Origin of the sequence: Nocardia sp. NPDC059180 (assembly GCF_042754945.1) — a bacterium.
Taxonomy (GTDB): Bacteria; Actinomycetota; Actinomycetes; order Mycobacteriales; family Mycobacteriaceae; genus Nocardia.
The window spans coordinates 1,283,824-1,298,247 of sequence record NZ_JBHZBU010000001.1 but is presented as its reverse complement, the minus strand read 5'-3'; the positions used below and the strand labels follow the sequence as shown (position 1 = coordinate 1,298,247).

Sequence of the window (14,424 nt, the reverse complement as noted above, 5' to 3'; positions counted from 1 at the left end):
CCGCGCAATCGCGCGGGCCTCGTCGAAAACTCGGGTACTACTCGGGGCGCGGAGTCAGAATGCGCGGCCCGTCTTCGGTAACGGCGACGGTGTGCTCCCAGTGCGCGGCCCGCGTACCGTCGGCGGTCACCACGGTCCAGTCGTCGTCGAGCACCTCGGTGTCGCTGGTGCCGAGCGTCAGCATCGGCTCGATCGCCAGCACGGAACCGACCACGAGCAGCGGGCCCTTGCCCGGCTCGCCCTCATTCGGCAGGAACGGCTCCATATGCATCTCGCGGCCGATGGCATGGCCGCCGTATCCGTCGACGATGCCGTAGGCGCGGCCGTGCGCCTTCTCCGCGGCCCTGGTGCCGAGCTCGATGGCGTGGGAGACATCGGAGAGCCGGTTCTCCGGCAGCATCGCCTCGATACCGGACTCCATCGCGAGCCTGGTGGCCTCGCTCAGCAGCCGGTCGGCCTCGGTGAGTTCGCCGACGCCGAAGGTCCACGCCGAATCGCCGTGCCAGCCGTCGAGGATGGCGCCGCAGTCGATCGACACCAGATCGCCCTCGGCGAGGACCTCCTCGGCGGACGGGATGCCGTGCACCACCCGGTCGTTGACCGAAGCACAGATCGAAGCGGGGAAACCCTGATACCCCTTGAACGACGGAACCGCGCCGGCGTCACGAATGACCTGCTCGGCGACCTTGTCGAGGTCGAGCGTCGAGGCGCCGGGCACGGCAGCGGCCCGCACGGCGACCAGGGCGCGGCCGACGACCGCACCCGCGGCCGCCATCGCGTCCACTTCACCCGCCGTGCGGAACGGCACCACCTTCTTGCGCTTGCGGCCGAAAACCATGGCGCCTCAGTGCTCCATCGTCGAGTGGATGATCAGTGTCCCAGCGCGACCAGGGCGCGGGAGTTGACCTCGTCGATCTCGCCGACACCGTCGACGGTGACGACCAGGCCGTCGTAATGCTCGAGCAGCGGCTCGGTCTCCGAGCGGTACACCCGGAGCCGGTTGCGGATCACGTCCTCGTTGTCGTCGCCGCGGCCGCGCGAGAGCATGCGCTCGGTCAGCACGTCTTCGGGCACGACGAAGCAGAGGACCGCGTCCAGCTTCTTGTCCATATCGCCGAGGATCTTCTCCAGCGCGTCGGCCTGGTCGACCGTGCGCGGGTAACCGTCGAGCACGAAACCGTTCACCGCGTCGGGCTCGGCCACCCTGGCCTCGACCATCCGGTTGGTCACATCGCTGGGCACCAGGTCGCCTGCGTCGATGTACTTCTGTGCCTCGCGACCCAGCGGGGTCTGCTGGCTGATGTTCGCGCGGAACAGGTCCCCCGTGGAGATGTGTGGCACGCCGAGTTTTTCCGACAGCAGAACAGCTTGCGTGCCCTTGCCTGCACCCGGCGGTCCGAGCAGTACAACTCTCACTTGAGGAACCCTTCGTAATTTCGATTCATCAGTTGGCTTTCGATCTGCTTCACGGTGTCCAAACCGACGCTCACCATGATCAGCACGGCGGTGCCGCCGAACGGCAGGTTCTGCACACCGCCCGAATTGCCGATATCGAGGAAGAGGTTCGGCAGGACGGCCACAGCGCCGAGGTAGATCGAGCCGGGGAGGGTGATGCGGCTCAACACGAAATTGAGATGATCGGCAGTCGGCTTACCGGGCCGGTAGCCCGGAATGAAGCCACCGAACTTCTTCATCTCGTCAGCGCGTTCCTCCGGGTTGAAGGTGATCGCCACATAGAAGTAGGTGAAGAACACGATCATGCCGAAGTAGATCGCGATGTAGACCGGGTTACTCGGATTCACCAGGTACTTCTGGATGATGTCCTGCCACCAGCTCGGGTCAGGGTTGTTCTGCGACCCGGTCAGCTGCGCGATCAGATTCGGCAGATACAGCAGCGAGGACGCGAAGATCACCGGGATGACGCCGGCCTGGTTCACCTTCAACGGCAGGTAGGTCGACGATCCGCCGTACATCTTGCGGCCGACGACGCGTTTGGCGTACTGCACCGGAATCCGGCGCTGACCCTGTTCGACGAAGATCACCGCGACGATGATCGCGAACGCGGCCAGACACACCAGACCGAACACCAGGCCACCGCGGCTGTCCAGGATGGCCTTGCCCTCGGTGGGGATGCGGGCGGCGATACCGGCGAAGATCAGCAGCGACATACCGTTGCCGACACCGCGCTCGGTGATCTGCTCACCGAACCACATGACCAAGGCCGCACCGGCCGTCATGACCAGCACGATGATGATCATGCCGAAGATACTGGTATCGGCGAGAATGTCCTGCTGACAGCCTTGCAGCAGCTGACCGCGGGCCGCGAGCGCGACCAGACCGGTGGCCTGCAGAACCGCGAGCGCGATCGACAGATAACGCGTGTACTGCGTCATCTTCGTCTGGCCGGCCTGGCCTTCCTTCCGCAGTTCCTCGAACCGCGGAATGACCACCGTCAGCAGCTGGATGATGATGCTCGCGGTGATGTAGGGCATGATGCCGATCGCGAAGACCGACAATTGCAGCAGCGCACCACCGGAGAACAGGTTGATCAGCTGGTAGATACCGGCGTTTTCACCGCCGGAGACCAAGTCGACGCACTCTTGGACCGCTTGGTAATCGACGCCGGGCGACGGTAACGCGGCACCGGCACGGTACAGCGCGACCAACCCCAGCGTGAAGAGAATCTTCCGCCGTAAGTCCGGAGTCCGGAAGGCCGATACGAAGGCGGAAAGCACAGATCCTCCTGGCGAACGACATGGTCATGCCATGGAATTTTCGGCGGTGGGGCGGAATGTGACACCCGGTCCCTCGACGCCGACCCCATGACGAGTCTTGGCAGACAACACTTGAACTCTAACAGTGGCACCGGACGAGTTCTTCACTCGTCCGGTGCCGCTGTGGAATTCCTAACGTCAGCCGAGCTCGGTGACGGTGCCACCGGCCGCGGTGATCTTCTCCTTGGCGGAGCCGGAGAACTTGTCCGCGCTGATCTGGACGGCAACGGCGATCTCGCCCTCGCCGAGAACCTTGACCAGCTGGTTCTTGCGGACCGCACCGGCGGCGACGAGCTCGTCCTTGCCGATCTCGCCACCCTGCGGGAACAGCTCGGCAATGGCGCCGACGTTCACGACCTGGTACTCGACCCGGAACGGGTTCGTGAAGCCCTTGAGCTTGGGCAGCCGCATGTGCAGCGGCATCTGCCCACCCTCGAAGGCGGCCGGGACATTCTTACGAGCCTTGGTGCCCTTGGTACCACGGCCCGCGGTCTTACCCTTGGAGCCCTCACCGCGACCCACACGGGTCTTATCGGTCTTGGCGCCGGGGGCAGGACGCAGGTGATGCAACTTGATGGTCATGTCAGACCTCCTCAACTGTTACGAGGTGGCGCACGACGTTGATCAGCCCACGGTTCTGGGCATTGTCCTCACGGACCACCGTCTTGCGGATGCCCCGCAGGCCGAGGGTACGCAGGCTGTCCCGCTGATTCTGCTTGGCGCCGATCGAACTCTTGATCTGGGTCACCTTGAGATCTGCCATTTACCTGGCACCTCCAGCCACCTGAGCGCGCGCACGCAGCATGCCTGCCGGAGCGACGTCCTCGAGGGGCAGGCCACGACGGGCCGCGACCTCTTCGGGGCGCTGCAGCATCTTGAGAGCGGCAACCGTCGCGTGCACGACGTTGATGGCGTTGTCACTACCGAGCGACTTCGCCAAGATGTCATGAATACCGGCGCACTCCAGCACGGCGCGCGCGGCGCCACCGGCGATGACACCGGTACCCGGGGAAGCCGGACGCAGCATGACCACACCGGCCGCCGCCTCGCCCTGCACCGGGTGGGTGACCGTCGAGCCGATCATCGGGACGCGGAAGAAGTTCTTGCGTGCTTCCTCGACGCCCTTCTGGATGGCCGCGGGAACTTCCTTGGCCTTGCCGTAGCCGACACCGACCAGGCCGTTGCCGTCACCGACGATGACGAGGGCGGTGAAGCTGAAGCGACGACCACCCTTCACGACCTTGGAGACGCGGTTGATCGCGACGACGCGCTCGAGCTGGTTCTTGTCGGCCTGCTGGTCCCGACGGTCACCACCGCCGCGACGATCGCGGCCACCGCCGCGGCCGTCACGGTTGTCGCCGCCACCGGCGGCACCATTCTGCTGTCCGGCGGGTCCGCTGCCGCCGTCACGCCTCTGACGTCCCGGCATCAGACGTTCCTTCCGTAAATGTTTGCAGTCATCAGAACTTCAACCCGCCTTCACGAGCGGCATCGGCCAGCGCGGCGATGCGACCGTGGTAGTCGTGACCACCACGGTCGAACACGACGGCCTCGACACCGGCTGCCTTGGCACGCTCGGCGAGCAGTTCGCCGACCTTCTTGCCCTTGGCGGTCTTGTCGCCGTCGAGTGCGCGCACATCGGCCTCGATGCTGGAGGCCGCGGCGATGGTCTTGCCGATCGAGTCGTCGACCAGCTGCGCGTGCAGGTGCCGCGAGGAGCGGTGCACGACCAGACGCGGACGCGCGGTGGTGCCGGCGACCTTCTTGCGCAGACGGAAGTGGCGGCGGGTCTTCGACAGCCGACGCCGGGTGGAAGCATCCTTGCCCAGCGGAATGCGCTTGGCCTTCTGATTCTCGGTTTGCGCCATGATCACTTACCCGTCTTTCCGACCTTGCGGCGAACGTTCTCGCCGGCGTAGCGGATGCCCTTGCCCTTGTACGGCTCCGGCTTCCGGTACTTGCGGATGTTGGCGGCGACCTCGCCGACCAACTGCTTGTCGATACCGGCCACCGAGAACTTGGTGGGCGATTCCACCGCGAAGGTGATGCCCTGCGGGGGCTCGGCAACGACCGGGTGGCTGTAGCCGAGGGCGAATTCGAGGTTCTGGCCCTTGAGCGCGACGCGGTAACCGACGCCTGCGATCTCGAGCTTCTTCTCGTAGCCCTTGGTGACGCCTTCGATCATGTTGGCGACCAGGGTGCGGGTCAGGCCGTGCAGTGCACGGCTGCGGCGCTCGTCGTCGGGACGGCCGACCGCGAGCTGACCGTCGTCACCCTTGGTGACGGTGATCGGCTCGGACACCGTCAGTGACAGCTGGCCCTTGGGGCCCTTCACTGCGACGTCCTGGCCGTCGATGGTGACATCGACGCCGGAGGGGATGGCGATGGGCTGCTTACCAATACGCGACATGTCTCTACCTCCCTTACCAGACGTAGGCGAGGACTTCGCCGCCCACGCCGGCTTTGGCCGCCTGACGGTCTGTCAGCAGACCGGTCGACGTGGAGATGATCGCCACGCCGAGGCCGCCGAGGACCTTGGGCAGGTTGGTGGACTTCGCGTACACACGCAGACCCGGCTTCGAGACGCGACGCAGGCCCTGCAGGCTGCGCTCACGGCTGGGGCCGTACTTCAGATCGACGACGAGGCTCTTGCCCACGGTCGCGTCTTCGGTGCGGTAATCGGCGATGTAACCCTCGCGCTTCAGGATCTCGGCGATGTTCGCCTTGAGCTTGGAGTGCGGAGCCTTCACCTGATCGTGGTACGCCGAGTTGGCGTTGCGCAGACGCGTCAGGAAGTCTGCGATCGGATCAGTCATGGTCATAGTTCGACCTCGACACCTTTCTCGCTGCGGTTCCCATACAGCACCCGCGACCCTTTCGGGCCTGCAGATCGTGGGCCTACAACAATTCGGCTGGTCCGGCCTGCACTTGCCGACCGGATGAGTTCGTATCGCCCGAGCAGTCCACACGCGCAGACCGCATGCGGACACAGAGGTGCCCAGGCAACCGGTCTAGTGTAGACGGGGGCCTGGTCACGACCAAATCGGAGTCGGAGCCGGACGCCGCACACTCGCGATCCTCCGCAAGCGAAGCCGTTCATGTATAAGTTTGCGTCCCTCGATTCGATCGGAACGATTCTGGCCATATATATGCATATCCTGCGCATATGGACACCGATCGGTCGCCCAGGTCGAGACCGCCTGACCCGCAGAGCCCTGAACCCGTCCGCCTCGGCGCCATGCGACTACGACGTCGCGCTCAGCCACTACTGCTGCGCAGATTCGCTAGCGGTGATCCGACTCTGGCCAACCGGGTCGACGAGATTCTGACCAAAGACGTCAGAAACGACGCGACTGCAGAACGACGTGAACCTCCCGCGATCACCTCATGCCCGGCCGCTCACCACAGGAAGCAGGGCATCGGGTGAATGCGAAGGTGCAGGGTGGGGAAGATCCCCTGGTTGTTGCCGGGCACGGCATCGGGAGTCGAGCTCGTGGCCGTGACTGCGGCGAGTTCCAGGGTGCGCATGGGGCCGAGGTCGTAGACGGCGGCGCGGCCCGATTCGATGACCGGCTCGTGGCGCTCACCCACCGGGCCGAATGCGGACCAGTAGCGAATGGTGACGTCGTGTGCCGGCCCGGGGCCGTGGTTGCGCACCACCACCGTGTGGTTCATCGGATAGCCGCATCCGGCCTTCACCTGCAAGTCAGCCGGTTGCTGCGCAACTGCGGAGCCCGATCCACCCAGCACGGCGAGCATCGCAACCCCCGCGAGCACAGCCCCCGAAGCAACGATCCTCATTCACCGACGGTAGAGCCGAGCGGCATCGACGGTCATGCCCCGAATCACTCGGGCGCGGTCTCGTCGCCGAGCAGGTGCCGCAGGAATTTCTCCGGGGCGGCGAGGAAGTCCCGGGTGAGCCGGACCGGCAGCGCTTCGTCGTACTCGACGCGGCCGATGGTTCCGTCGTCGCCGATCTCGTAGATGGTCGCTCCGGGCAGGGCGAGCAGAACAGGCGAATGGGTAGCCACGATGGCCTGGCAGTCCTGATCGGTCAGGTCGGCGAGTCGCGCGAGCACCGCCATGCACCCGCTGACCGACAATGCGGCCTCCGGTTCATCCAGCAGATACAGGCCGTGTGGGCCGAATCGATGGACCACGAGGTCCACGAAGGATTCCCCGTGCGAACGCTCGTGCGGCGAGACCCCGCCGTAGGAGGGCACCAGCGACGGTCCGAGCCGTTCGATCTCGGAGGCGACGTTGTAATAGGACTCCGCACGCAAGAAGAACCCGGTGCGCGGTTTGGACAACCCCCACGAAAGCATCAGGTGATCGCCGAGCGACGACTCCGTCGCCCTGGTCGCGAACCGGAAGTTCTGGCTGCCGCCCTCCGGGTTGAACCCCGCAGCCACCGCGATCGCCTCGATCAGCGTCGACTTTCCCGAGCCGTTCTCGCCCACCAGAAACGTCACTCCGGGAGCGATATCGAGACCATCCAGCCGGGCCAGCTCTTCGACAACCGGTAGGTCGAAGGGATAGCGGTCGATCGGGGTATCGGCATCGAGGCGAACCTGCCGGATGAAACCACCGGACGCGGCACCGAACCGTGTGCGCATCACAGCTGCGCCCCGATCGGCAATGCGACACCCCTGCGGAGCAGATGAATCGCCATGCTCGCAGAGTAGCAATAGTTCGCCGCTCGGATTCCGTGCACGAGTCTGCCTTGTTCCTAGCAATATCCAGCAGAAACACCCTGAGTGCCAATCTATGATTGGGCCATGTCGAGCCCGCGGAGTCAGCGTCCTGACCTGCCCGAGTACATGACCTGGGAGGAGCTAGAGCAGCTCCCCGAAGAGATCGCTGCCCAGATCGAGCTATGGGATGGACGCGTGGTGTGGCTACGCCGCGGGCCGGCCGAGCATCAAGCCTTCACGTTCGCGCTGACCAGTGCATTCAAGCGCTGCGCGCGCGAAGGGATGGCAGGGGACACCGAGCGATGCTGGCGAGTCGACTTCGAGACCAACGTCTTCTTCGGCGAATCCGGGAAGTCGGACTTCGTCACACCCGACTTCCTGGTTTATCGCTGCCTGGACGCTCCTTACCAAGACATCCGTGCCAGCGATGTCCTGCTTGCAGGCGAGGTTCTCTCCCCGTCGAATACCCAGACCGATATGGAAGCCAAGAAGGCCCGCTACGCAAGGGCAGGCATCCCGTGGTACTGGGAGGTGACACTCGAACGCGAGAAGAGTGCGATCGCCATGGTGCACGCCTACGCGCTGGAATCCACTCACGGCACGCTGCCGGCGGGAGTTCGCCCGCTGCATCCGGCGAACTACCTGCTCACCGGGAATTGGTCGCCCAAGGATTCCGACGCCATCGTCGCCGAGCACCCATTCTCGATCCACATCCCATGGGCCGAACTCGAATTCTGATCGATGCGGCGGCCCCACGCGACGAGGCCTGCACCACTCGAGGTTTTCGCCCTGCCGCCCCGGTCAACAAGTAGGCAGCGGCCGCCGATCCGGGACGGCGGAGTACCGCATGAGCGCAGACTTCGCCCGGCACGCAACCGCGCCGAATGGCGCATACGAGGAGGATTAGGTGCGATCCATCAAAGCAGGCATCGCCGCTGCGGCACTGGCGGCGGCGACCGTGGCCGTGGCGAGCCCGGCCCACGCCGACGAGCCACTGCCGGGGGCACCCGAGGAGCGGATCACGATCGATATCAATCTGCTCGGCTGCTCCATCGGCGCCGGACTCGGCGTTGATGTGCTGCTGGCCCTGACCACCGGACAGGGATCGAGCACCACCGTCGGTTCGGGCCTGGCCACCCGCCTCAAGCTGGCTGGCTGCCTGCCCTGGTGATCGCAAACCCGCACGACACCCTGTTCGTGTGGGCATCGCGATTGGACCAGGACAGCGCCCGGCACGCGATCGAACACAATGAGGGCACGGACTCCACGAGTCTGTGCCCTCATCAGGTTCCTGCAGATTACGAACACGACCTCATTCCGACCAGAAGTGGCAGCTACCGCTGCCACCGCTTGATCGATACTCCGTCCGACCCGTGGATCTCGCCGGTAGACCACCGGGCGAACGTTTCCTCCGGCCGCACAGTCACCACATCCGCGACCGCGACCAGCGCGACGGGGACAAGGCCGTCGAAATGCGAATCGTCCGGGGCGAATACCGCTTCGGCGGCTGCGCGGCGAACGGCGTCGATCAGCTGCTGGATCGGGTCCGGAGTCGAGGCAGTGAACACGATTGTCTTGCACAGCGAGTATCCATAACGCGTTGCTAGGCTTCGGATCTGCACTTCGTCGCGCCGCTGATTCGGCACCGACCTATCTGCCCTCAGGTATCCGAGCGCGCGTGGCTTCACCTTCTGCTCCGCCCGAATTCGCGAATCAGCCGGCCTTCTGAGGTCTTCACCCACGAGGCACCGTATGCGGTCAGCTTCCAGCGAGGCTTCCCCAGTACCGGCACCACAAGGTCAGCGGCCACCAGGTCATCCAAGGCACGGCGGACAGTCCGCACAGTGAGATCTGCCGCCGCTGCCAGTTTCTCGATGCCGAGTTCATCACCCGGCTCCAGCTGGACCAGGATGACCACGCGGGTGCAGTCGACGATCAAGGGTACTGTCCTGGCCGCCAAGTGTCCCTGATTTGAAGTGTCGAGGGATGATGGCCCAGACCATTCACGGAGCGCAGTCGACAATCGTTTCAAGGTCGTCAGATCAGTCGCCCATGGCCGAGCATCGGCCGAGCGGTCGTGTAATGAACCTCCGGGATCGCGCCGGGCGGGCGATCGCCGTGGGAGTACCCCACCAGAGCGTACGAATCCGATCGAACGGTTCAGGAATGACGGTGCTGCCGGACATATTTCGGATGTTGTTCGTGCGGTCATTGCACGACGCTATGACGGCTGGATCACCCCATCGGGGACTGCTTGTCCCCCACTGTTCAAGCCAGAACGACGGACTTGAACCGCGCAGCCAGCTCGGTCGCTTGTCGTCGTTCCACACCTGTTGCGCTCGCAGCCAATTCATCGGCGAGGGTACGTGCCCACGGAATGAGGGCTACGGCCTCGGTCGAGACCCTCGCGGCTGAGTCCAAATACATTACAGCCGTCGAAATCTCGCGACGGTCGGCGAAGGCCTCGGCAGTCTCCAGCAGCAGGCGAGACCGGCGCATCGCTGAGGGCACTGCCGGAAGATCGATCCGGCCTGCGGTACTGATCGCAGTGCCCGGCTTACGCAGAGATCTGTTGACGATGACAGCCAGGATCTGCACATTCCCGCGCTCGAATGCTGTCTGGGGGTGCCAATAGCCTTCCGGCAAACGCCTCGCAGTCACTTCAGCCGCGTCGAGGTATCGGAACGCGTCCCCGTCGCGCCCCGCCAGCCCGTACGCCGCCGCAGCTTCGAGCTGAAGAGCGCCATACACGCCCATGGCCGCCGGCGAACCGTTCTCGACCAGTGGTCGGAGAACGTCCGTGCCCACGTCCACCAGCTGAACAGCATCCTCGTAGTGCCCGGACGCGCAAAGACTGACTGCCGATGACCATGCCGCTGATGCGCGTGCAAGTGGAGTATCCGCTTCCTCGGACATCGCTCGACCACGCTCCACCGCTAGCGCGTGCAGCTCAGGTTCGCAGATGTGGGCGAGAAGCCTCTGCACAAGTCGATACAGGTCTCCGGCCGCAGCGCCAGCACGTCGACGCTCCACGCCCTCATTCGCCCGCACGCACGCGTGCGCGTGCCGAATCAGGCCCGGAAGGAGTGCGCCGACTTCCGTTCGCTGCCGGGGAGACGAGTGCCAGAGCAGCCACGCCGCGTCGACTCGACGATGCAATTCGTTCGGCGTCAGCTGACTGGACTCCACAGCACCGAAGGAGACCTCCCGCATGGCCCGCCGGATTTCCGGGACCGCTGGGTGCCCAACCTTCGCCCATGCCGCCACCTGCACCGGACTCTCACCGGTCAGTTCGGACAGATCCGATACCCCCAACACGGACGCCAGTTGCAGCAGCAAAGGCAGCGATCGCAGCTGGCGCTCGTCTCGCTCGATCTTCTTCAGCCAATCCGTGCTGCGCCCGACCAGCCCCGCCACCACGGCGCGACTCATCCCACGCCCCTCGCGCCGGAGACGGATACGCTCGCCCGTAGTCAACCCCGAGAAGTCCACGATGATCCACCTTTGCGATGCACAGCGTAGAAAGTAGGCGGCCAGACTAACGCCGACAGCGAAAGAGCCGCAATGACGACAATCGGAATCACCGGTCACTCGAACCTCAGCGCAGCGACTCAGGCGCTTGTCGGCGATGAGATACGCGCCGTCCTGCGCCCCTATGCGAGCACCGGCCTCGTCGGCATCACCTGCCTGGGACGGGGTGCAGATCAGATCTTCGCCCAGATCGTACTCGAACTGGGCGGCGCCATCGAAGCCGTGATTCCCGCAGCGGACTACGTATCGGGAATCCGCGAACCCGCCGACCGCAGGCGTGTCGACGAGTTCATCGCGAATGCTCGAGCTGTACACGAGCTTCCATTCGCCGCCTCAGGTCCCGATGCGTATTTTGCCGCCAGCAAGGAGCTCATCAACCGCAGTGACCGGCTCATCGTGGTCTGGGATGGAAGCCCCCCGGACGGTCGCGGTGGCACAGCAGATGCAGTGGGCTACGCCAGCAAGACCGGCCGGAAAGTAACGGTGGTGTGGCCGCCGAATTCCAAACGCACATAGACGGATACCTCGACCAAACTCATCCGTCCATGCAATCCGCACTGCGGTGGCGTCGCTTCGAGTACACCTCCGCAGGCAAGCATCGTCTAGGCCCGCGGACGGGTACAGGCATAGCGTTTGCACCGCTTCCCCTGAGGGGGTGCTCTGACCGGCCCGGAGCGCGCGCCCCTCGATTGCTGGCTCTCGTCTGCTCGAACCCGGCCGTTCCAGACCGATAAAGGCCGCAGAATCACCTAGACGGCACCTGCGCGCACAACACCGCGCAGCAGGTGCATCCGCTCAACGTAATCATCGCGACGAGGAGACGCAGTGCTTGACAACACGCCTGTTCCCACACCGAATGCAACCGAAGCGCCGACCGAATCTCAAGAAACTATCAACGTTATTATGACGGTGTACGAGACAAACAAAGACACGTACGCCAGGATGGATTTCGAGAATAAGAATTCAGCAATAGAAATAGCCGCGAGACTACTACGTCGCGCTGACACGGCACAGGACACACGCCTAACGCCAGAGCAAGCAATTCGTATGTCCGAGCTGTACGGTAGATGCGCCGGAATCGCCAGAAGGTACAATATCGACGACAATGAAATACTGTGCGAATCTCGCTTGGGGCAAATACTCAAGTATCTGATTGTACCGAATAGGGACGAAGCCCGGAAACGCGGCGCAGAGCTGCTTGAGCGATGCGCCGACGAGTATCTCAGGATCAGAAACCGAGGAGCCGCTGGAATAGAGCTCACAAATGCCTCACTACTCATTCTTGAGATGCACAATCCAAGTTTTGCAAAATTGGCTCGGGCCCGTAAAATTCTAGAGCGAGGAAAATCGCTCAAGAGCAAGAATACCGTCGACTGGGCGTACAGTGAGGCAAATATCGGTTTGTGTGAACGAATGCTAGCCAACTCCGATCCAGATAAGTTGAAGCTCGCCCACAAGCGATTTCGGAGCGCAGAGCGCGTATTCCAGCGCCACGACCAGGGCGAATCATTCGAGTATTACTTTCTCTCGAACACGGCAGAGGTCCTCATCGACTGGTGGGATTCGATGCGAAAGCAGAACATCAAGAAGTTGATCCTGTCCAACCTGGACAACCTCCCGTCTCCGTATCTGGACACCGCTGGCTCTGATCCAGTTTTGATATATAACGCATTGCACTCAAACCATGCCGCTTTCGGATTTGAATCAATTCCCGACTGGGCGAATTCCCCCGTAGATCCAACGCCAATAGACCCGGAACTTTCTAGTCCTAGCGAAGTACTCGAACGCATACAATCAGAACTCAGCAGATACAATGCCAACAGCGGCAACTACGCACATCTTATTTGGAAAGCGTACGAGCTAAGCGCCTCAATATTCGGCCACACAGAGCCATCCGAACAACTTTTGGAAACGCTGATCTCGACCTTCGAGCAGGGAGAGGTCGAGCTGTTCTTCATACGTTCAAGGAAGATCGTTGGTCAATGTCCGGCGCATTCCGAGACCTACCACCGTATTCTTGTACTCCTATGCCGGAGTATGCAGTACATTCGGAACAAGTGGAGTGAGCGCGATATCGAGCGGTTCCTTCGCCGCAATCCAGTTTCATTTAGATTTATCGCGTGCGAACTCGCCGAACGCGAAGACTGGCACTGGAGCTTCCAGATTTTGGAGCAATCTCGTGGATTGACATCTGGACGGATGACGCGATACCGCGCGATCCCAGAAGTCTCAGATCCGCAGCGAGTCTGGATACATCTAACACACAGCCCGAAGGCAACGTACTGCATCGCTCGATACTTCGACGGCACCGCAGAAACAACAGTCGGAGAAAGATTTGAGAGCCTCTCCGGCGCCAACCTAGCCGAACTTTTTTCCAGCTACGATGGCTTGCTGAGTACCCAGCTGAGGAACGCTTCAAGCAAGACAAGAGCAGCGGTCCAGAAAGTTATGGACGCGACCAAACCGATATCCCAGTGGATCATAACGATCACCGGAAATCGAAACCCAACCATTCTACCCGGAGGGTACTATCAAAGTTTCCCTATTGCGACGCAGGTGTATCTAGAAAGCCTTGCTAGAACTATGGATACTCGAGCTGCCGTTGCCCCTTCTCTAACGGCGTGTTCCAATAACTGGCACCCCGGTTCGTCATCCATTCAAAAATTTGGAATTTGCTCAGCACATGATGTGGCGGGCACAGCGGCGCTATTCTGGGCGCAGCAGGAGGAGGCGGTAATACGCTCTTCACTTCCGCACCTGGATTGTTCAACCATTACTGGGACCTCGGTAGACCTCGTCCGAGAAATTGAAAATCTGGACGCTATCCATTTCTCCGGACATTCCCAAGCTGGCGCCGATCCACTGGATTCATCGGTTATCCTTCATGGCGGAAGCCTGAGTGCACGCGAAATACTTCAACTCGATTTGACTCTCCACGCCTGCGTCCTGAGTTCCTGCCAATCTGGACTATCGCTAAATTTCGATCGGCAGGATGAACACCTAAGCCTGCAATCAGCATTCTTTTACGCTGGCACAACTGTCGTAATCGGAACCCTCTGGCCTGTTCGAGATATCGTCGCTTTCACATTCGGTTTTCTTCTGTACCGGTCATTACCCGACTGCTCCTACGATATCGAGCGTGCTTTCTTCATAGCCGTACGGCGACTACAAGAGCTCACCGTTGAAGAGTTGAAAGCGCTGCTGTCAGAACTTGGCATTGAACCTCCAGAATCAACAAGCACGTTGGAGGGCCTTGACACGCTTGCCTTTCCGGCCTTCCACGATCACGGTGCCTACGCACTCATGGCGGCTCGACGTAGCTGAAACCGGCCTATGGACTGCCTACGGTGCTGCAGCATGTCCTAGGAGCTGAGCCGTATTCGGTCGTCGGGTGCTGTGAACGCAACGAGGGCACGGACTCCTGG

General features: G+C 62.5%; 18 protein-coding genes. 4 read left to right on the top strand and 14 right to left on the bottom strand.

From position 1 onward, the window contains the following. Nucleotides 1-37: 37 nt before the first annotated feature. The 11 genes from map to ACFXNW_RS05940 all read right to left on the bottom strand — a co-directional run bounded on the left by map (nucleotide 38) and on the right by ACFXNW_RS05940 (nucleotide 7,390). Complete coding sequence (gene map, locus ACFXNW_RS05990) at nucleotides 38-838, bottom strand: type I methionyl aminopeptidase (protein ID WP_379416193.1); 801 nt, start codon at nucleotides 836-838, stop codon at nucleotides 38-40. Nucleotides 839-870: 32 nt separating this feature from the next. After that, nucleotides 871-1,416 (bottom strand): adenylate kinase, encoded by a 546-nt coding sequence (locus tag ACFXNW_RS05985; protein ID WP_379416192.1) that lies wholly within the window; start codon nucleotides 1,414-1,416, stop codon nucleotides 871-873. Then, a complete protein-coding gene (secY, locus tag ACFXNW_RS05980) occupies nucleotides 1,413-2,735 on the bottom strand; it encodes a preprotein translocase subunit SecY (RefSeq protein WP_379416191.1) in 1,323 nt (440 codons plus the stop codon). The genes ACFXNW_RS05985 and secY overlap by 4 nt, the downstream gene beginning before the upstream one ends. A 177-nt stretch (nucleotides 2,736-2,912) precedes the next feature. Continuing rightward, complete coding sequence (rplO, locus tag ACFXNW_RS05975) at nucleotides 2,913-3,356, bottom strand: 50S ribosomal protein L15 (protein WP_379416190.1); 444 nt, start codon at nucleotides 3,354-3,356, stop codon at nucleotides 2,913-2,915. A 1-nt stretch (nucleotide 3,357) separates the two neighbouring features. Continuing rightward, a complete protein-coding gene (gene rpmD, locus ACFXNW_RS05970) occupies nucleotides 3,358-3,537 on the bottom strand; it encodes a 50S ribosomal protein L30 (protein WP_040864898.1) in 180 nt (59 codons plus the stop codon). Next, nucleotides 3,538-4,203, bottom strand: a complete 666-nt coding sequence (rpsE, locus tag ACFXNW_RS05965) for a 30S ribosomal protein S5 (protein ID WP_379416189.1) — start codon at nucleotides 4,201-4,203, stop codon at nucleotides 3,538-3,540. 31 nt (nucleotides 4,204-4,234) lie between these two features. Next, the gene (gene rplR / locus ACFXNW_RS05960) at nucleotides 4,235-4,642 is read right to left on the bottom strand and encodes a 50S ribosomal protein L18 (protein WP_379416188.1); all 408 of its coding nucleotides are present in this window, start codon (nucleotides 4,640-4,642) and stop codon (nucleotides 4,235-4,237) included. A 2-nt stretch (nucleotides 4,643-4,644) separates the two neighbouring features. Further along, nucleotides 4,645-5,184 carry a 50S ribosomal protein L6 gene (rplF, locus tag ACFXNW_RS05955; RefSeq protein WP_379416186.1) on the bottom strand — a complete coding sequence of 180 codons (540 nt, stop codon included), beginning with the start codon at nucleotides 5,182-5,184 and terminating at the stop codon, nucleotides 4,645-4,647. Between the two features lie 13 nt (nucleotides 5,185-5,197). Further along, the gene (gene rpsH, locus ACFXNW_RS05950; RefSeq protein WP_163823640.1) at nucleotides 5,198-5,596 is read right to left on the bottom strand and encodes a 30S ribosomal protein S8; all 399 of its coding nucleotides are present in this window, start codon (nucleotides 5,594-5,596) and stop codon (nucleotides 5,198-5,200) included. A gap of 577 nt (nucleotides 5,597-6,173) precedes the next feature. Continuing rightward, nucleotides 6,174-6,575, bottom strand: a complete 402-nt coding sequence (locus ACFXNW_RS05945; RefSeq protein ID WP_379416185.1) for a hypothetical protein — start codon at nucleotides 6,573-6,575, stop codon at nucleotides 6,174-6,176. A 44-nt stretch (nucleotides 6,576-6,619) separates the two neighbouring features. Beyond that, on the bottom strand, nucleotides 6,620-7,390 hold the full coding sequence (locus ACFXNW_RS05940) for an AAA family ATPase (protein ID WP_379416318.1): 771 nt from the start codon (nucleotides 7,388-7,390) through the stop codon (nucleotides 6,620-6,622). A gap of 162 nt (nucleotides 7,391-7,552) precedes the next feature. Between ACFXNW_RS05940 and ACFXNW_RS05935 the strand changes: the two genes are divergently transcribed. Both ACFXNW_RS05935 and ACFXNW_RS05930 read left to right on the top strand, forming a co-directional pair. Beyond that, a complete protein-coding gene (locus ACFXNW_RS05935; RefSeq protein WP_379416184.1) occupies nucleotides 7,553-8,206 on the top strand; it encodes a Uma2 family endonuclease in 654 nt (217 codons plus the stop codon). Nucleotides 8,207-8,375: 169 nt separating this feature from the next. Then, the gene (locus ACFXNW_RS05930) at nucleotides 8,376-8,639 is read left to right on the top strand and encodes a hypothetical protein (protein WP_379416182.1); all 264 of its coding nucleotides are present in this window, start codon (nucleotides 8,376-8,378) and stop codon (nucleotides 8,637-8,639) included. A gap of 163 nt (nucleotides 8,640-8,802) precedes the next feature. On the opposite strand, the gene ACFXNW_RS05925 is transcribed toward ACFXNW_RS05930, so the two are convergent. From ACFXNW_RS05925 to ACFXNW_RS05915, 3 genes are all read right to left on the bottom strand, one after another. Beyond that, the gene (locus ACFXNW_RS05925; RefSeq protein WP_379416179.1) at nucleotides 8,803-9,036 is read right to left on the bottom strand and encodes a hypothetical protein; all 234 of its coding nucleotides are present in this window, start codon (nucleotides 9,034-9,036) and stop codon (nucleotides 8,803-8,805) included. A gap of 116 nt (nucleotides 9,037-9,152) precedes the next feature. After that, a complete protein-coding gene (locus tag ACFXNW_RS05920; protein ID WP_379416178.1) occupies nucleotides 9,153-9,407 on the bottom strand; it encodes a GntR family transcriptional regulator in 255 nt (84 codons plus the stop codon). Nucleotides 9,408-9,736: 329 nt separating this feature from the next. Continuing rightward, nucleotides 9,737-10,960: a multiprotein-bridging factor 1 family protein gene (locus ACFXNW_RS05915; RefSeq protein WP_379416176.1), complete on the bottom strand. Its 1,224-nt coding sequence runs from the start codon at nucleotides 10,958-10,960 to the stop codon at nucleotides 9,737-9,739. A gap of 72 nt (nucleotides 10,961-11,032) precedes the next feature. On the opposite strand from ACFXNW_RS05915, the gene ACFXNW_RS05910 reads away from it, so the two are divergent. Together ACFXNW_RS05910 and ACFXNW_RS05905 are read left to right on the top strand one after the other, a co-directional pair. Continuing rightward, on the top strand, nucleotides 11,033-11,515 hold the full coding sequence (locus ACFXNW_RS05910; RefSeq protein ID WP_379416174.1) for a hypothetical protein: 483 nt from the start codon (nucleotides 11,033-11,035) through the stop codon (nucleotides 11,513-11,515). A gap of 309 nt (nucleotides 11,516-11,824) precedes the next feature. Next, nucleotides 11,825-14,323 (top strand): CHAT domain-containing protein, encoded by a 2,499-nt coding sequence (locus ACFXNW_RS05905; protein ID WP_379416173.1) that lies wholly within the window; start codon nucleotides 11,825-11,827, stop codon nucleotides 14,321-14,323. Nucleotides 14,324-14,424 lie beyond the last annotated feature (101 nt).